The organism is Streptomyces sp. NPDC015032 (genome assembly GCF_043080425.1).
GTDB lineage: Bacteria > Actinomycetota > Actinomycetes > Streptomycetales > Streptomycetaceae > Streptomyces.
Map to the genome: position 1 here is coordinate 61,233 of NZ_JBIBVN010000029.1, position 16,586 is coordinate 77,818.

At 72.7% G+C, this 16,586-nt stretch carries 13 protein-coding genes and 1 pseudogene; 5 read left to right on the top strand and 9 right to left on the bottom strand.

Annotation, left to right across the window (positions count from 1 at the left end):
• Window positions 1–186: 186 nt before the first annotated feature.
• Window positions 187–507: a ferredoxin gene (gene fdxA, locus ACF08M_RS30645; protein WP_362200440.1), complete on the bottom strand. Its 321-nt coding sequence runs from the start codon at window positions 505–507 to the stop codon at window positions 187–189.
• Window positions 508–624: 117 nt separating this feature from the next.
• Here fdxA and ACF08M_RS30650 point away from each other — a divergent pair, with 117 nt between their 5' ends.
• Together ACF08M_RS30650 and ACF08M_RS30655 are read left to right on the top strand one after the other, a co-directional pair.
• On the top strand, window positions 625–1,626 hold the full coding sequence (locus ACF08M_RS30650; RefSeq protein ID WP_392188512.1) for a GNAT family N-acetyltransferase: 1,002 nt from the start codon (window positions 625–627) through the stop codon (window positions 1,624–1,626).
• 16 nt (window positions 1,627–1,642) lie between these two features.
• Window positions 1,643–2,500, top strand: a complete 858-nt coding sequence (locus ACF08M_RS30655; protein WP_392188513.1) for a tetratricopeptide repeat protein — start codon at window positions 1,643–1,645, stop codon at window positions 2,498–2,500.
• Between the two features lie 190 nt (window positions 2,501–2,690).
• Here ACF08M_RS30655 and ACF08M_RS30660 read toward each other — a convergent pair whose 3' ends face one another.
• On the bottom strand, window positions 2,691–5,141 hold the full coding sequence (locus tag ACF08M_RS30660; RefSeq protein WP_392188514.1) for a HelD family protein: 2,451 nt from the start codon (window positions 5,139–5,141) through the stop codon (window positions 2,691–2,693).
• Window positions 5,142–6,141: 1,000 nt separating this feature from the next.
• On the opposite strand from ACF08M_RS30660, the gene ACF08M_RS30665 reads away from it, so the two are divergent.
• Both ACF08M_RS30665 and ACF08M_RS30670 read left to right on the top strand, forming a co-directional pair.
• Window positions 6,142–6,846, top strand: coding sequence for a hypothetical protein (locus ACF08M_RS30665; RefSeq protein WP_392188515.1), 705 nt, complete (start codon window positions 6,142–6,144; stop codon window positions 6,844–6,846).
• Between the two features lie 302 nt (window positions 6,847–7,148).
• Window positions 7,149–7,895: a class F sortase gene (locus tag ACF08M_RS30670; RefSeq protein ID WP_392188516.1), complete on the top strand. Its 747-nt coding sequence runs from the start codon at window positions 7,149–7,151 to the stop codon at window positions 7,893–7,895.
• A gap of 229 nt (window positions 7,896–8,124) precedes the next feature.
• On the opposite strand, the gene ACF08M_RS30675 is transcribed toward ACF08M_RS30670, so the two are convergent.
• The 7 genes and pseudogenes from ACF08M_RS30675 to ACF08M_RS30705 all read right to left on the bottom strand — a co-directional run bounded on the left by ACF08M_RS30675 (window position 8,125) and on the right by ACF08M_RS30705 (window position 14,209).
• Complete coding sequence (locus ACF08M_RS30675) at window positions 8,125–8,736, bottom strand: DNA-binding response regulator (RefSeq protein ID WP_392188517.1); 612 nt, start codon at window positions 8,734–8,736, stop codon at window positions 8,125–8,127.
• The gene (locus tag ACF08M_RS30680; protein WP_392188518.1) at window positions 8,733–9,923 is read right to left on the bottom strand and encodes a sensor histidine kinase; all 1,191 of its coding nucleotides are present in this window, start codon (window positions 9,921–9,923) and stop codon (window positions 8,733–8,735) included. The genes ACF08M_RS30675 and ACF08M_RS30680 overlap by 4 nt, the downstream gene beginning before the upstream one ends.
• Window positions 9,920–10,171 (bottom strand): annotated as a pseudogene (locus ACF08M_RS30685) (ABC transporter permease); the annotation flags it as partial. The pseudogene ACF08M_RS30685 and the gene ACF08M_RS30680, both read right to left, overlap by 4 nt.
• 171 nt (window positions 10,172–10,342) lie before the next feature.
• On the bottom strand, window positions 10,343–12,145 hold the full coding sequence (locus ACF08M_RS30690) for a hypothetical protein (protein ID WP_392188519.1): 1,803 nt from the start codon (window positions 12,143–12,145) through the stop codon (window positions 10,343–10,345).
• 430 nt (window positions 12,146–12,575) lie between these two features.
• A complete protein-coding gene (locus tag ACF08M_RS30695; protein ID WP_392188520.1) occupies window positions 12,576–13,022 on the bottom strand; it encodes a DUF6113 family protein in 447 nt (148 codons plus the stop codon).
• A complete protein-coding gene (gene mshB, locus ACF08M_RS30700; protein ID WP_392188521.1) occupies window positions 13,019–13,942 on the bottom strand; it encodes an N-acetyl-1-D-myo-inositol-2-amino-2-deoxy-alpha-D-glucopyranoside deacetylase in 924 nt (307 codons plus the stop codon). Before mshB ends, ACF08M_RS30695 begins: the two co-directional genes overlap by 4 nt.
• 72 nt (window positions 13,943–14,014) lie before the next feature.
• Complete coding sequence (locus ACF08M_RS30705; RefSeq protein ID WP_392188522.1) at window positions 14,015–14,209, bottom strand: hypothetical protein; 195 nt, start codon at window positions 14,207–14,209, stop codon at window positions 14,015–14,017.
• Between the two features lie 166 nt (window positions 14,210–14,375).
• On the opposite strand from ACF08M_RS30705, the gene ACF08M_RS30710 reads away from it, so the two are divergent.
• The gene (locus ACF08M_RS30710) at window positions 14,376–16,508 is read left to right on the top strand and encodes an alpha/beta fold hydrolase (protein WP_392188523.1); all 2,133 of its coding nucleotides are present in this window, start codon (window positions 14,376–14,378) and stop codon (window positions 16,506–16,508) included.
• Window positions 16,509–16,586: the final 78 nt, after the last annotated feature.

The window sequence follows — 16,586 nt, forward strand, 5'->3', positions numbered from 1 at the left end:
CTTTCTCGTATTTCTCGTACGGGGATGACGAGGCCCGGCCGGGCTACGAGGCGCACTCGGGTCGACGAGGTCCGCTCGGGCCCACGGGGTCTGCTGGGGTCATGGGCCGCCCGGCGGCAAAAACGCCTCGGCCCCGCACGGGGACGAGCCGTACGGGACCGGGGCGGCGCACGTGCCGGCCGCTGACTACTGGTTCTGCGGCGGCAGCGCGGCGATGAACGAGTGGTCGCGTTCGATCAGGCCCAGCTTGGAGGCACCACCGGGCGACCCGAGGTCGTCGAAGAACTCGACGTTCGCCTTGTAGTAGTCCTTCCACTCCTCCGGGGTGTCGTCCTCGTAGAAGATCGCCTCGACCGGGCACACCGGCTCACAGGCTCCACAGTCGACGCATTCGTCCGGGTGGATGTACAAGGACCGCTGGCCCTCGTAGATGCAGTCGACGGGGCACTCTTCGATGCAGGCCTTGTCCTTCACGTCGACACAAGGCTGCGCGATGACGTAGGTCACGCTGTCGTTCCTCCTCGGTAGGGCGTTGGCTCTCGCGCGGGAGCGCGGCGTCGTCGATGCCCACACCTAGTATCTCCGTTCCCGGGCACGAACCGAACAGGAGGGGCGGAGAGAGCTGTGGAATTCACCGTCGGCGGACAACTCGAAGTCCGAATTACACCGGCTGACGTGGGCAAACGGGTATCAGTCCGGCGCATGTCGGAGCATGGCTCGCAAGGGGCGAAATTCACCGACACGATCGGCGTTCTCACATCGTGGGACAACGGTGTGCTGTCCATCACAACGAAGAGCGGTGATTCCGTCCGCATCACGGAATCGACGCTGGTGGCGGGCAAGGTCGTACCCGCCGCCCCGGCCCGGCGGCGCGGCCCCGCGGCCTCCTTCGACGAGCTCGCGCCCGTCTGCGCCCGTGCCTGGCCGCCCGAGGAGAGCGAGCCGCTGGGCGACTGGCGGCTGCGCGCCGCCCGGGGCTTCACCCGGCGCGCCAACTCCGTGCTGCCGCTCGGCGATCCGGGCATGCCGCTCGACGAGGCACTCGAACGTGTCCGGCAGTGGTACGGGGAGCGGGATCTGCCCGCGTACATCCAGACCGCGACCGGCGCCGAGGGCACCCAGGAGTTGCTCTGCGCCGAGCTGGAGGAGCGCGGGTGGCGGCGCGAGGTGACGGCGGAGGTACGGATCGCCGCGCTGGCGCCGATCGGCGATCTGGACGCCGATGTGTCCCGGGTACGGCTGAGCCGGGACCTCGACGAGGCGTGGCTCTCCCGGTACCAGCGCTTCGAGACCCCGGGGCCGCATGTCCTGGAGGTGCTGCGCGGCGGCCCGTCGGTGTGGTTCGCCGCCGTGCCCGGTGAAACCGGGGACGCGGCGCCCGCCGCGATCGGGCGGTGTGTGGTGGACGGGCGCTGGGCCGGTTTCATGGCCGTCGAGGTGGACCCCGCGCAGCGGCGCCGGGGGCTCGCCTCCGGCGTGATGGCCGCGCTCGCCCGCAAGGCCCTGGACGAGGGTGCCTCGGCGGCGTGGCTCCAGGTGGAGACGGACAACGACGCGGCCCGGGCGCTGTACGAGGGCATGGGGTTCGCGGTCCATCACCGGTATCACCACTTCCGGCCGGCGTGACGGGGCGGCGAACACGATGAGTCCTCACCAGCCCGACCGGCCCGGACACCCCGGGCGTGACGAGTTGTACCGGCAGTTCGCCGAGGAGGCACGCGCCGAGCGGCCGGACCTCGCGCTGCTCTGCCTGCTGCTGGGCGCGGTGGCCGACCCGGCACTGGGCACGGCTGCGATCGACGCGGCGCAGATCGAACTGGACGAGCTGGCGGGCCGGCTTCCGTACGGGGTGCGGGGCGGCCGGGCCTGGGCCTCGGCGCTGGCCGAACTGCTCGGCGAGCGGTGCGGCTTCGCGGGTTCGTCGGCGGACTACCAGCGGCTGGAGTCGTCGCTGCTGCACGAGGTGCTGCGGCGGCGGCGCGGGCTGCCGATCCTGCTGTCCGTGGTGTGGATCGAGGTGGCGCGGCGGGCGGGCGCTCCGGTGTACGGGGTGGCGCTGCCCGGCCATTTCGTCGTCGGGTTCGGCGATCCGGACGAGCGGGTGCTGGCCGACCCGTTCGACGGCGGTCGCCCGATGACCGGGCAGGACGCGGAGCTGCTGGTGGCGGGGACAACCGGGGAGCCGCTGGAGGAGTCGATGCTGGTGCCCGCGCGGCCGCTGGAGATCATGCTGCGGATCCTGAACAACATCAGGGCGTGGGCGGCCGCCCGTCCGGAACGGACGGATGTGGCGCTGTGGGCGGTGGACCTCTCCCTGCTGCTGCCCTCCCACCCGGCACGGCTGCGGTACGAGCGGGCGCAGCTGCTCGTACAGAGCGGGCAGTTTCTGCGCGGGGCGGCGGAGATGGAGGAGTACGCGGATGTGGTCGACGGGGTCGAGCCCGAAGCGGCGGAAGCGATCCGGCGGAGGGCGCGGGCGGCGCGGGCGTTGCTGAACTGAGGGCTGTCCCGTAGGGACCTGCGGGCTCTTCGCCCGGCGCAGCACTGACGTCCTCGTCACCGCAGACGGCCGGGTCGTCGGCGAGGAAACCACCGAGGAGCCGACGGCCGAAGGGCGCGTTGCCCCCCTCGTCCCGTACCCCGCCCTCCCGTTCCGTCACCGCCGCTCCGTCACCGTCACCGCCGCTCCGTCACCGCCGCTCCGTCACCGCCGCCAGTACCCCGGGGACCGGACCCTCGTGGACGATGCCCAGGCGCTGGGTCGCCCGGGTCAGGGCCACGTACAGGTCGTTCAGGCCGCGCGACGAACCGCCGAGGACGGCCGCGGGGTCGGCCAGCAGTACCGCGTCGAACTCCAGCCCCTTGGCCTGCCGCACGCCGAGGACCACGGCCCGGTTCTCCAGGTCGGGCTCCTCCCCGTACGCCGCCCCCGGCACCGCCCGGGCGACCGCGGCCCCCAGTTCGTCCCGCCGCGCGTCGGGGACGATCACGGCGAGCCGGCCGTCGTCGAGCGCCGCCGCCTCCTTCGCTGCCAGGCCGGCGAGGGCACGGGCGGTGTCGTCGGTGCGCAGCCGCCAGGGGGCGACGCCCGTCTCCCGTACGGAGCGCGGCGGTTCGAGCCCGGGGCCGAGCGCGGCGAGCACATCCGTGGTGGACGCCATGATCTCGGCGGGGGTGCGGTAGTTGACGGTGAGCGACGCCTGCCGCCACCGGTCACCGACGTGCGGGGCGAGCGCGGACGCCCACGAGGAGGCCCCGGCGGCGTCACCGGTCTGGGCGACGTCGCCGACCAGGGTCATGGAACGGGTCGGGCAGCGCCGCATCAGCAGCCGCCAGGCCATCTGGGAGAGTTCCTGCGCCTCGTCGACGATGATGTGCCCGAAGACCCAGCTCCGGTCGGCGAAGGCCTGTTCGGCGACGGTACGGGCGGTGCGTTCCTCGTGCCGGTCGGCGAGGGTCCGCGCGTCGACCAGTCCGGCGAGGCCGCCCTCCTCCTCCTCGTCCTCCCCGTCGCCCGCCGCCAGGTCCAGGACCCCCTGCGCGTACGCGATGCCCTCGGCCCGCTCGCGCGCGGCGGCCGCCTCGGCCGCGCGGGTGTCCTGGCCGAGCAGTTCGGCGGCCTCGTCCAGCAGCGGCACATCGGCGGCGCTCCAACCGCCGCCGTCCGGCTCACGGAACAGCAACTCCCTTTCCCCGTCGGTGAGTCCGGGCGCGGCGGCGGCCAGGCGCGCACGCTGCCCGTACAGGTCGGCGAGGAGCTGCTGCGGGGTGAGGGGCGGCCACAGGATGTCGAGCGCGGCCCGTACGTCGGCATCGGCGGCGAGCAGGCGTCGGGCGTCGTCGATGCCCTGTGCCTCGGTGCGTTCCCGCGCGATGGCCGAGTCGTCGTCGCCGAGCAGCCCCGGCAGGGCGTCCAGGTCGGCGCGTACGGCACGGTCGAGAGCGGCCTCGGCGAGCACCTCGGCGATGTCCGCCTCCAGCCGGTCGGCGAGGTCCCGGGTGGCTGCCACGGACCGCCGGGCGAGTGCGTCCACGATCTCGCGCCGGAAGACGGGGGCGGCCAGGTTGTGCGGCAGCCGGGTGGCGCGGGCGGTGTCGGCGGCGCGTACGCACTCCTCGTGGTCGAGGCGGACGATATCCCCGTCGAACTCGACCTCGAACCCGCGCCCCGCCGGTGCTTCGGAAGGTGCGCTCCCCGCCGCGACCGCCCCCGCCTCCCGGGTCGGGGCGGCCCCGAGCCCGGGCGCTGTCGGCACCTGCCGGTCGCGCACCGCGGCGGCGATCACAGCCGCCATCTCCGTACGCCCCTTGAGCTCGGCGGTCTCCGGCTTCTCGGCGCGGTCCGCGCGGATTCCCGGGTACAGCTCGCCGACGGTGGACAGCAGCACGCTGTTCTCGCCGAGGCCGGGCAGCACCTGGCCGATGTATCCGAGGAAGGTGGGGTTGGGGCCGACGACCAGGACGCCGCGGGAGGCCAACTGCTGGTGGGTGTAGAGCAGATACGCGGCCCGGTGCAGGGCGACAGCGGTCTTGCCGGTGCCGGGCCCGCCCTGGACCACGAGGACGCCGCGGTGGTCGGAGCGGATGATCGCGTCCTGCTCGGCCTGGAGGGTGGCGACGATGTCGTGCATGCGGCCGGTGCGTCCGGCGTCGAGGGAGGCCAGCAGGGCGGCCTCGCCGGTCAGTTCGCTGTCCGGCACGCCGTCCCGGTCGAGCACTTCGTCGTCGAGCCGGACGACCCTCCGGCCCCGGGTGGCGAGGTGGCGGCGTCTGCGCACCCCGTGCGGGGCCGCGGGAGTGGCGACGTAGAACGCACGGGCCGCCGGGGCACGCCAGTCGAGCAGCAGCGGGTCCTCGTCGGCGGACTCGGCGGGCAGCCCGATCCGGCCGATGTAGTGCTGCTCCCCGTCGCGCAGGTCGAGCCGCCCGAAGCAGAGTCCGTTCTCGGCGGCGTCGTACCGCGCGACCTGTCCGGCGTACCGGGCGGCGGCTGCCTCCCGCTCCAGCCGCCCCTGCCGGGTGCCGCCGGTTTCCCGCAGCACACCGGTCAGCTGATGCCCGGCGTGCTCGCGAAGGGCCTCCACGCGGGCGTGAAGCATGTCGAGATGGTTCTGTTCGTGGTCGATCTCAGCTCTGGACAAGGGTGTACCGACTCCCTGCAGGCGGTGGCGGGCGGCAGGGAGACAGGGTGCCTTACAACGGGGCAGAACGGGAGTCGTGCAGGTCGGGGCACGTGTGTACGGGCGGGGTGGGCAGTCCCGGGAGCCCTCTCGGTGCTGCTCTCGGTGCTGCTCTCGGTGCTGCTCTCCGTGTCTGGTGATCCTGCGCACCGTGTGCAGCAGGTACTCCTTGCGGTTGAGCGGATCACGGTCGGTGCGCGGCCGGTCCGGGGGCGTGCCATCCACCTCCAGCCGGTATTCGACACCGCTGCCGTTGGGCCGTTCCAGGCAGATCGTCGTGGTATCGCGGAGCGGGGGGCGACGGGGTGGCCGGGCTGCCGGTCCAGGGGCAGCGATCGCACCGGGGCGGCCGAGGACAAGCAGCGCGGCTCCGGACCGCGTACGCCGCCGCGCGGATTCCACGGCGGAGAACGCCGCACGGATTCCCACCGGGCACCGCGCACGCACATCTCACTGAAAGCACCGCCGAAGACATCTCAACTCCCCTGATACCACACGGCGTTCACACCACCCCAGGGCCGATCACAGGCCGCGAGGACGCCCCGGCCGCCGGGCGGGGACACCGGCAAACGAGTGGCCCGCCGCTGCCCAAACCTCGCGCGGCAGCGCATGCAATCCAACGGGTGATTATCCGCATTTCGCCACCCGAAGGGCCCACCGCGTAGCTCCAATGCGGCGCTCCCCGATGGCGCGGACCCGCATTTTGGCTGACGGTGGATCACGTCGCCACTGCTCCACACTGAGTCGGCACCCCGTCACTCTGCGCAGTCGCGGCGGAAGGAATGTGTTCCGATGCGCTCTGCCCGCACGCTGTTCGCTACGGCCGCTGTCACAGCGGTCCTCGCCATCACCGGCCCCTCCGCCTACGCCATGGTCACGGCGGCGGACTCGGGACACAACAACGGCTCCTCGTCCTCGCGCGGCGACGGGCGCGGAGGGGACAACAACGGAGACCGCGGCAATGACCGCGGGGGCCGCGACGACGAGGGCGGTCGCGGCGGAGATGAGGGTGGCCGCGGTGGCGACGAAGGCGGTCGCGGCGGGGACGAGGGTGGCCGCGGCGGCGACGAAGGCGGCCGGGGCGGAGATGAGGGTGGCCGCGGTGGGGACGAGGGTGGCCGGGGCGGAGACGAAGGCGGCCGGGGCGGGGACGAGGGCGGTCGCGGCGGCGACGAAGGCAAGCCTCGTGGTGGCGTCCAGGCCGGTGGCGGCTTCATGGCCCGGGTCATCACGGGCGACGAAGGCGGTCGCGGTGGCGACGAAGGCGGCCGAGGCGGCGACGAGGGCGGCCGAGGCGGGGACGAAGGTGGCCGCGGCGGAGACGAAGGCGGCCGCGGCGGAGACGAAGGCGGCCGAGGCGGAGACGAAGGCGGCCGAGGCGGCGACGAGGGCGGTCGCGGCGGGGACGAAGGCAAGCCTCGTGGTGGCGTCCAGGCCGGTGGCGGCTTCATGGCCCGGGTCATCACGGGCGACGAAGGCGGCCGTGGCGGCGACGAGGGCGGTCGCGGCGGAGACGAAGGTGGCCGCGGCGGAGACGAAGGCGGGCGCGGCGACGACGAAGGCGGCCGTGGCGGAGACGAGGGTGGCCGTGGCGGCGACGAAGGCGGCCGAGGCGGAGACGAAGGCGGTAGCGGCGGAGACGAAGGCAAGCCGCGCGGTGGAGTGAACGCCGGGGGCGGCGGGATGGCGATGACCGGTAGCGGCCTGGCCGCCGGTTCGGCGCTGCTGCTCGGCGGTCTCGGCGTCGGCGCGTACAAGCTGCGCCGCCGTCAGTCGTCGGGGGGCGTGATCGCCTGACCGGACCCACCACTCAGCCGGTCGTTACGTTGTCGCGGCCGCCGTCCCTCGGGGCGGCGGCCGCGGCGACTTCGTTTCCCCACCTGCCCCCACTTGTTCCCACCGGTCCCACCGGTCGAGTTCCAGCACACCCCTCTCCCCCAGCACCGCGCAAGTGAAAGGCACGTTCCCATGGCCGCCCCGCAGTCGCCCGGCTCCACCCCCACCCGGTCTGCCCCCGGATCCACACTGGGCCGCGCCCTGATGTGGCCCGCCGTGACAGCCGGGCTCGGCATGCTCCTCATCTACAACTCCTTCGGCACCTCGGCCGACGACAAGCCGCCGGCCCCGCCCGCCGCCGTCGCACCCGCCATGCCCGCGCCCGAGGTCCTCGGCTCCCATGCCGCGCCCCGCCCCGTCGCCCCGTCGAAACCGCCCGTCGACCCGGCGAAACCGCCCGTCGGCCCGGCGATGCTGCGTTCGGTCCCGACCCGGCTGCAGATTCCTTCTCTCGCCGTCAACGCCCCGTTCACCAGCCTGGCCGTCGGCGCCGGCGGCCGGCTGAACCCGCCGCCCGCCAACGACCCCAACCTGGTGGGCTGGTTCAAGGACGGCGTCACCCCCGGCGAGCGCGGCGCCTCGATCATCGCGGGCCACGTCGACACGAAGACGGGTCCGGCCGTGTTCCTCCAGCTCCGGTTCCTCAAGCCGGGCGCCACGGTCGACATCATCCGCGCCGACGGCTCGGTCGCCACGTTCAAGGTCGACTCGGTCGAGACGTTCAGCAAGGCGAAGTTCCCGGACAAGCGCGTCTACTCCGACACCCCGTCCGCGCAACTCCGCCTGATCACCTGCGGCGGCCCGTACAACAAGACCGTCAAGGACTACGAGGACAACGTGGTGGCCTTCGCCCACCTCGACTCCTCGAAGAATGGCTGACGACCGACCGGCGGCCGACGCCGCGATACGAGCGCCCGCCGGACCGGAAGCCGTACGGGGGCGGCACGGACTCGGGGTCCGTACCGCCCCCGTACCCGTTTCCGTCCCGACGCCGCACCGCTCCCGTACCGCCGCCCGCACCGCCGTCCCGCCCCGTCACACCGGGAGGAGTGCGCCGGGCCTCAGGTGCGGCTGCTGCCCCTCACCCCGGTGGTGAGACACGAGGGCGTCACAGCCAGCCCTTTTCGCGGGCGATCCGGACCGCCTCCGCACGGTTGCGGACCGCCAGCTTCTGGATCGCCGTCGAGAGGTAGTTGCGGACCGTGCCCTGGGAGAGGTGGAGCGCGGCCGCCACCTCCGCGTTGGTGGAGCCGTCCGCCGCGGTGCGCAGCACCTCGCGTTCGCGGTCGGTGAGCGGGTTCGCCCCGTCGGCGAGTGCGGCCGCCGCGAGGGTGGGGTCGATGACCCGCTCCCCGGCGAGCACCTTCCGTACCGCCGCTGCCAGTTGAGCGGCCGGGGCATCCTTCACCAGGAAGGCGTCGGCGCCCGACTCCATGGCGCGGCGCAGATAGCCGGGGCGGCCGAAGGTGGTGACGACGACAACCTTCACGGCCGGGAGTTCGCGCCGCAGGACCGCGGCCGCCTCGATGCCGGTCATGCCCGGCATCTCGATGTCGAGGAGCGCCACGTCGACGCGGTGCTCGTGGGCCGCGGCCAGCACCTCGTCCCCGCGGGCGACCTGGGCCACCACCTCGATGTCGGGTTCCAGACCGAGGAGTGCCGCGAGGGCCTCGCGGACCATGGACTGGTCCTCGGCGAGGAGGAGTCTGATCACGCTCATTCCGTGGATCCTAGGCCGGAACCGAGCGGAACACTCAAGGTCAGGGTGAAGCCTTTACCGGCCCCGGAAGCACCGGTACGGGATGTGCCGGGCCGGGTGGTCAGCGTGCCGTCGACCGTGGCCAGGCGTTCGGCGATTCCGGTGAGGCCGTTGCCCGGATCCGTACCCGCGGCTCCGACGCCGTCGTCCGCGACGGTGAGTTCGAGTACCCGGCCGTCGAGGGTCTGGCGCGGAGCGAGGGCGACCGTGCAGTGCCGGGCACTGCTGTGGCGTACGACATTGGTGACGGCTTCGCGCAGCGCCCAGGCGAGCACCTCCTCCGGCTTCTCGGGGAGGTCGTCGGGGGCCTCGGCCGGGACATCGGCGGTGATGCCCGCGGCGGCGAGTGCGGTACGGGCTCCGGCCAGTTCGCCGGGAAGGGTCGGCCGGCGGTAGCCGGTGACGGCACTGCGTACGTCGACCAGGGCCTGGCGGCTGACCTGTTCGATGTCGGCGACCTGCGCGGCCGCCTGCTCCGGGTGGTCGGGGAGCATCCGCCCGGCCAGTTCGCTCTTGAGCGTGATGAGCGAGAGCGAGTGGCCGAGCAGATCGTGCAGATCGCGGGCGAGCCTCAACCGCTCCTCGTTGGCGGCGAGTTGGGCGACCGTCGCGCGGGCTTCGCGGAGCTGGATGGTCGTGCGGATCATCTGCCGTACGCCGGTCATCGCGAACCCGCCGAGCAGCGCGGGGAAGACCAGGGCGGTGATGATCTCACGGGGGTGGTCGCCGGTCAGGCCGATTCCGACCAGGACGGCCGTGACGGCGGGGATCAGCCAACGGGCGGTCCGCAACGGCATGGTGGCGCCGACGGAGACCGCGACGTACACGAAGAGGACCAGCCACGCGGTGCCGAGCGTCAGGGAGAGGGTGACGGCGAGGGCGCCGAGAAAGGCGAGGGCGGACTGGACGAGGCGCCGGTCGAGGGCCTTCGCCGTGTGGCGGAAGACCAGCACCAGATAGGCGCCGGCGAAGACCAGCAGGCCGAGCACGCCCAGCGCGGTGCCCCACGGAGTGTGGCCGCCGTCGGCCAGGTCCGTGACCGGTGCGCCCATGAACGCGAGCCAGATGCCGATCCAGAGCAGCTTGATCCAGACCTGTCGGTGGCCCGTGGGCGGGCGCCCCGTGCCCACGTACTCCTCGTCGTTCACGCCTTCAGGGTGTCCTTCCGGTAGAGCCAGGCCGCTCCACCCGCGAAGATCAGGAAGTAGGCGCAGAGGATGGCGACGTCCTTGGCGTGCGGCGATCCGCCCATTTCGATCGCCTGGCCGAGAGCAGCGTACGCGTGTGTGGGCAGCCATTCGGAAATGTTCTGGAGCCACTGCGGGAAGGTCGCGCTGGGCATCCACAGACCGCCGAGGATGGAGAGCCCGAAGTAGATGATCATCGTGATCGGGCGCTCTGTCGCCGGGTCTGTCGCGCGTCCTGGCTGTACGGCTCTGCTGCGCCCTCTGCCGCACGGGCCCGCCGCAGGGCTCTCTTCGGGTGCACGCCCGTCGCGCACGGCGCCGCCCCCGGCCGGGGATCCGGCCGGGGGCGGGTGCGCGGTGCGGTTCGCCGGGGTGGGTGGCTATCCATTGCCGTCGAGCTTGATCGTGACGGTCCGCTCGGCAGGGGTCTTGCCGAGCAGCGCGGTCTGCATGGCCTGCGCCACGTCGTCCGCACTGAGCTGGTGCTTCTTGCCGTCGCCCTTGGTGACCATGATGCCGTCGAAGACGCCGTCACAGAGGGTGTCGATGGCCTTCTTGTCGTAGTGCTCGACGAGTCGGCCGTTGACCGGCACCATCGTCAGGATCTGCGGCAGCGACTTCGCCGGGCCGAAATCGATCTGCTTGGGGCCTGCCTTGACGGTGATCAGGCCGGACATCGCGGGCTTGGCGAACTCCTTCATCGCCCGGTCCAGTTCGGCCTGGGTGATGGTGGGCTCGCGGGTGGTGACGGGCAGTTGGACGGTGGCCGACCGGCCGGTCTGCACCTGCGCCCGGTACGCGTCGCGCACCGAGATCATCGACTTGCTGACGTCCAGCGACTTGCCCGGCTTGCCCGGTACGGCGACGGCCTTGCCCGGCTCGAAGCGGATCGTGCCGTCGTTGGCCGAGCCGGAGACGCCCGCCAGGTCCGTCAGCGCGACACCGAGCTTCTCCTCGTCGACCGGGATCACGGGGTCGACGACGCGCTTGCCGCCGAAGAGGGAGCCGACGACGGAGAGCGGGTTGTAGTCGCTTCCCGCGGCCGAACGCACGGTCTCCTGGCTGTCCAGACCGAGGCCCGCCTTGTCGGGTGCGAGCTCGGTCTTCTTGCCGTCCACGGACAGCTGGAGGGGCGCCTGGGCACGCTTGCCGAGGGCGGCGTCCAGCTTCGTGACGCCCTCCTCCTTCGTGCCTCCGCCGATGTCGACGCCGAGGACCGTGGTGCCCTTGGGGACGTCGGAGTGGTTCATCAGCAGCCCGGCGCCGTACGCGACGCCGAGCAGGGCGACGGCACCGGCGCAGAGGAGGACCAGCTTGGAGCGGCCCTTCTTCTTCGGGTCCGGAGCCGCCGGTGCGGGGCGGGCGGCGGGGCCGCCGGGTCCGGCCGGTCCGGTGCCCATGGCGTCGTCCGCGATACGGGGCGTCAGGTCGGGACCCTGGCCACCGGACCCGCCCGCGAACGGGGACGGCGAGCGGCGCTCCGACGGGATGACCGGGATTCCGCTGGTCAGCGTGTCACCGGAGACATTGCCGCCGGCTCCGGCGGAGGCCGGGGCCGCGAACTGGGGCGTAAGCACCGCCGTGTCGTCGGACATCCGCGGGGGCGCGCCGCCGGGGGCACCGGGACCCTGCGGGCCCGCCGGACCGCCGGAGCCCCGCAGACCGCCCTGGCCGCCCGCCCTGTCGATGTCCGGAGTCAGGGACGAAGTGCCGGTGGCCGGGCCCGTGGTGGGTCCGGAGGGGCCCTCCGTACGCACTCCGAGGTTCGGCGTGGGGCGCGGGCCGCCGGACGCGGTGTCCGCGGGCGCACGGGGGCTGAACTCGTCGAGAGCGCTGGCGCGGGGGCGGGGCGTGTCCTGGTCGCCGGTGCGCTGCGGACCGTCCGAGAAGTACGGCAGGTCGGCGCGGGGCGGGGTGGGTGCGGCGTCCTTGGAGCCGTCGGTGCCGCCCGGCGCGCTGCCGCCGACGACCGAGGTGTTCGTGGGGGCCTTGCGCGGCGCGAACCAGTCGCTGCCGCTCTTCTCCCTGGCCGGCTTCTCGGCAGCCGGTTCCGCGGTGGCCGAACCGGCTCGTGCCTCGGCGGCCGGTGCGTCGGACGCGTCCGGTGCACCGCTCGGCGCGGGCGGGCCGGGGCGCGGGATGCTGGCGGTGCGCTCGGCTTCGGTGGTGTCGGCGTCGCTCATCGGCGTACGCATGACAACGGGCGGGATGGGGCGCGAGCCCGGAATGTTGATCCGGATGCGCGTCGTCAGCGTCGTCTCGGTCCTCGGCTCTTCGGACTGAGGCGGATCCGCAGGCTCCGGGGCCCCCTCCGGGGCGTCCTGCGTAGGGTGCAGCGACGGATACTGGCGGGATCCGTACGGCGGCGTCCCCGAGGGGTACGCGGCTCCTCCGCGCCCCTGGGGCCCGGAGGACGAACTGTCAGTTTCACGACTCAAAGCAGGTTCTCCCGATTGGCTCCGCCGCCCGTACTTCCCCCATGCCGCAGGCCAGGGGACGGCTCGGCGCGCGAACCACCATACTGGCCGCCGCCGACAGACACCCCGCGACCGAGGGAAACGACTGTTCGACCGCCGGACGGACACGGGGCATTACGGGATCGGACGTGGCACTTTACTTGCCAGGTCGGCCGGTGTCGGTGCCCGGCCGGGGCGACCGCGACATGGTGGCACAGATCACGGCGACGGCCATCCCGCCCAGCATGAAGAGCGTGAGGCCCAGTTCATCGCCGAAGACATAGTCGCCCTCCGGCCGCCCGCCGAGCAGGACAACGATCGAAATCAGCCAGCCCGCGGCCGGTGCCAGGGCGCCGAGCTGAGTGCCGAAGACACAGCGCCCGCCGTAGAACAGTCCGGCGCACGCGACCAGCGCGAGCAGCAGTCCGGCGGGGAACCAGGCGGCTTGGACCAGCGCCCCGGCGATCCCGACGAGCGCGCCGAGGACGGCGAGGCCCACGTAGACGGCGATCCGCTTGGGGTCGAGGGGCGCGGCGAGGCCGGTGCCCGGGACACCCCCGGAGGGCGTTCCGGTGCGCGGTGCACGCTGCTTGCCGCCGCTCATCGCTCCGCTCCCGGTACATCCGTTCCTGGTACGTCCGGTACCCCGGCGAACAGGTCGTCCTCGCAGGTCCCTCGGGGTGCCCCGGAGGTGCCGCGTACCAACTCGTAGTACTCGGTGGTGAAGACGGGCTGCCCGAGGTCGTTGGAAAGGGCGAAGAAGGAGCCGTCCACGGCGATCTGGGTGGCGTGGGCCCGCATCGCGGCTCTCTTGGCGGCCGCGTGGGCCGAGCCGTCGATCCGCGCGGTGATCCTCGTGTCGTCGACCACACCGGGTACGTCGTCGATGGCGGCGATCCCCGGGAAGGCGTCCGGCGCCGTCTCCCGCAGGCGCGCGAAGCCCTTTTCGGCGACCGAGCGCGGCACCCGGTTCCAGTAGATCTTGGCGACGGTGTGCGGGGCGTCCGGTCCGGGACGGTACGCGGGGTCGGCGGCGAGCTCGGCGGCGCGCATCGCGACGCGGTGCGCCTGGATGTGGTCGGGGTGCCCGTAGCCGCCGTCGGGGTCGTACGTGACGAGGACCTGCGGGCGCACCGAACGAATCACCTCTACGAGGTACCCGGCGGCGTCGTCCACGTCCGCGTCCCAGAAGGCGCCGGGGCGGTGGTTCTGTGCCGCGCCCATCATTCCGGAGTCGCGGAAGCGGCCGGAGCCGCCGAGGAGGCGGTGGTCGGTGACCCCGAGCTCCTTCATCGCCGCGGCGAGTTCACCCCGGCGGTGGGGGCCCAGGGTGTCCTCCCGGTCCGCCGCGAGATGGGCGAGGCCGGGCGGGATGATCTCGCCCTCCTCGCCGAGCGTGCAGGTCACCAGGGTCACCTGGGCACCCTCGGCCGCGTACCTGGCCATGGTGGCGCCGTTGTTGATCGACTCGTCGTCGGGGTGCGCGTGCACCAGAAGCAGACGCCGGGCGGGATGGTCCGTCATGGGGACCACCCTACGAGCCGAGCGCCTCGGGGACCGACCGCGCCCACGCACCGGCCGGCGACGAGCCGGGTCTCAGAACTTGAGGCTTCCGATCATTCCTGCCACGTTCGTGGTCAAGTTCGAAATGCTGGGTGCAATGGACGAGCTGGCGAGATAGAAACCGAGCAACGCGCAGACCGCCGCATGTCCGCCCTTCAGTCCGGATTTCCGGATCAGCAGGAAGACGACGATCGCCAGCAGCACCACCGCCGAAATCGAGAGTGCCACGGCGGTTCACCTCCATCAGTACGGTCGGGTCGGGCAGCACACACGGAGCCAGCAGGTTCATACCCACCGAACGCTACGGATCATAACTATCCGTCGCACCGCATTGATCGGAGCACAGCAGCACGAGGGGCGCACGACCGGGCGGTCGGGCACTAGGTTCGGGCCCATGACTTCGCAGAAGATCTCATTTCCCCGCCAGCACGCCAGGACCATGCGGTTCACTCTCGGCGCTCCCCGTGCCTTCACCGTCTCACCCGACGGCGAGCGGGTCGTCTTCCTGCGGTCGGGCTCCGGCACGGACCGGTCGGGCCGGCTGTGGGTGCTGGACCTGCCTGCGGGCGGCACCCCGAAGGAGCGCGTCGTCGCCGATCCGGAGGCCCTGCTGGGCGGTTCGGCGGAGCGGCTGTCGGCCCAGGAGCGGGCCCGGCGCGAGCGCAGCCGCGAGGGCTCCTCGGGGATCGTCGGCTACGCGGTCGACGCGGCGGCCGAGTTGGCCGCGTTCGCGCTCTCCGGGAAGGTGTACGTCGCGGAACTGCGGGCGGGTACGGCGCGGGCGCTGCCGGTGCCCGGCCCCGTGATCGACCCGCGGCCGTCGCCGGACGGGCGCCACATCGCGTACGTGTCCAAGGGCGTGCTGCGCGTCGTGGGCGCCGAGGGCGACGGGGACCGAGCACTCGCGGAGCCGGAGGGGGACGGCGTCTCGTACGGCCTCGCGGAGTTCATCGCGGCCGAGGAGATGCAGCGCTCACGGGGCTTCTGGTGGTCGCCGGATTCGGACCGGCTGCTGGTCGCCCGGGTCGACGACAGCCCCGTGCGCCGGTGGTGGATCGCGGATCCCGCCAACCCGGACCGCGAGCCGGCCGAGGTGGCCTATCCGGCGGCGGGGACCCCCAACGCCGAGGTGCGGCTCTTCGTGGCGGGTCTGGACGGCACCCGTACGGAAGTTGTCTGGGACCGGGCTCGTCATCCGTATCTTGCCCAGGTGCACTGGTCGTCGGCCGGAGCTCCGCTGCTCCTCGTACAGGCCCGTGACCAGCAGAGTCAGCTCTTCCTCGCGGTGGACACGGAGACCGGTGCGACGCGGACGGTTCATGTCGACGAGGACCCGGTGTGGCTGGAAATCTTCCCCGGTGTGCCCGCCTGGGCGCCGGACGGGCGGCTCGTGCGGATCGCCGACGAGGGCGGGGCGCGGGTGCTCGCGGTCGGCGACCGGCTGCTGACCGGGGCGCAGTTGCAGCTCCAGGCGGTCCTGGACATCGGTGAGTCGGATGTCCTGGTATCGGCGTCGGCGGGCGAGGAGGCCACGGATCCGGAGATCGGCGAGAGCCATGTGTACCGGGTCAACGAACTGGGCGTCGAACGGGTCTCCGAAGGGGCGGGGGTGCATTCGGCCGTCCGCGCGGGCGGGGTGACGGTGCTGGTCTCCCATGCCCTGGAGCGGCCGGGGGCCCGTGCCGAGGTGTTCCGGGACGGCAGGCGGATCGCCACCGTCGCGAACTTCGCGGAGGAGCCGGTTCTGTCGGCGCGGGTCCGCCTCACCGAAGGGGGCGCACGGCGAATTCCGTGCGCCGTGCTGCTCCCCGACGGGTACAAGGAGCTGGACGGCCCGCTTCCGGTACTCATGGATCCGTACGGCGGACCGCACGGACGCCGGGTGGTCGCCGCCCACAATCCGCATCTGACGTCGCAGTGGTTCGCCGATCAGGGCTTCGCGGTGGTCGTCGCGGACGGCCGCGGTACGCCGGGGCGTTCGCCGGGCTGGGAGAAGGCCGTCAAGGACAATCTCGCCCTCAGCGTGGACGACCAGATCGAGGCGCTGCACGCCCTGGCCGGGCGCTTCCCGCTGGACCTCGGCAAGGTGGCGATCCGCGGCTGGTCGTTCGGCGGGTACCTGGCGGCGCTGGCCGTGCTGCGGCGGCCGGATGTCTTCCACGCCGCGGTGGTGGGCGCGCCGGTGACCGACCAGCGGCTGTACGACACCCACTACACCGAGCGCTATCTCGGCGACCCGGCCGAACAGCCGGAGGTGTACGCGCGCAACTCGGTGCTGACGGACGAGGGGCTCTCCGAGGCCGCGGACCAGGCCCGGCCGATGATGATCATCCATGGTCTGGCGGACGACAACGTGGTGGTCGCGCACTCGCTCAGGCTGTCGTCGGCGCTGCTCTCGGCGGGGCGCCCGCACGAGGTGCTGCCACTCAGCGGGGTGACGCACATGACGCCGCAGGAACAGGTGGCCGAGAATCTGCTGCTGCTCCAGGTGGACTTCCTGAAGCGGTCGTTGGGGCTGCCGAGGTGACCTGACCGGGGTTCCCCGGCGGTCCCGTCCGGCCGCGCCCGTCACCAGCCCGGAGGCGGCTGGGACGGGGGCGGCGGG

What these genes read in the sequence shown, in the direction of transcription:
- ACF08M_RS30695 (WP_392188520.1), bottom strand. Translation starts at nt 13,022, where the DNA reads ATGAGCGGCGGCAAGCAGCGTGCACCGCGCACCGGAACGCCCTCCGGG.
- mshB (WP_392188521.1), bottom strand. Translation starts at nt 13,942, where the DNA reads ATGACGGACCATCCCGCCCGGCGTCTGCTTCTGGTGCACGCGCACCCC.
- ACF08M_RS30690 (WP_392188519.1), bottom strand. Translation starts at nt 12,145, where the DNA reads ATGAGCGACGCCGACACCACCGAAGCCGAGCGCACCGCCAGCATCCCG.
- ACF08M_RS30675 (WP_392188517.1), bottom strand. Translation starts at nt 8,736, where the DNA reads ATGAGCGTGATCAGACTCCTCCTCGCCGAGGACCAGTCCATGGTCCGC.
- ACF08M_RS30665 (WP_392188515.1), top strand. Translation starts at nt 6,142, where the DNA reads ATGACCGCGGGGGCCGCGACGACGAGGGCGGTCGCGGCGGAGATGAGG.
- ACF08M_RS30670 (WP_392188516.1), top strand. Translation starts at nt 7,149, where the DNA reads ATGGCCGCCCCGCAGTCGCCCGGCTCCACCCCCACCCGGTCTGCCCCC.
- ACF08M_RS30655 (WP_392188513.1), top strand. Translation starts at nt 1,643, where the DNA reads ATGAGTCCTCACCAGCCCGACCGGCCCGGACACCCCGGGCGTGACGAG.
- ACF08M_RS30710 (WP_392188523.1), top strand. Translation starts at nt 14,376, where the DNA reads ATGACTTCGCAGAAGATCTCATTTCCCCGCCAGCACGCCAGGACCATG.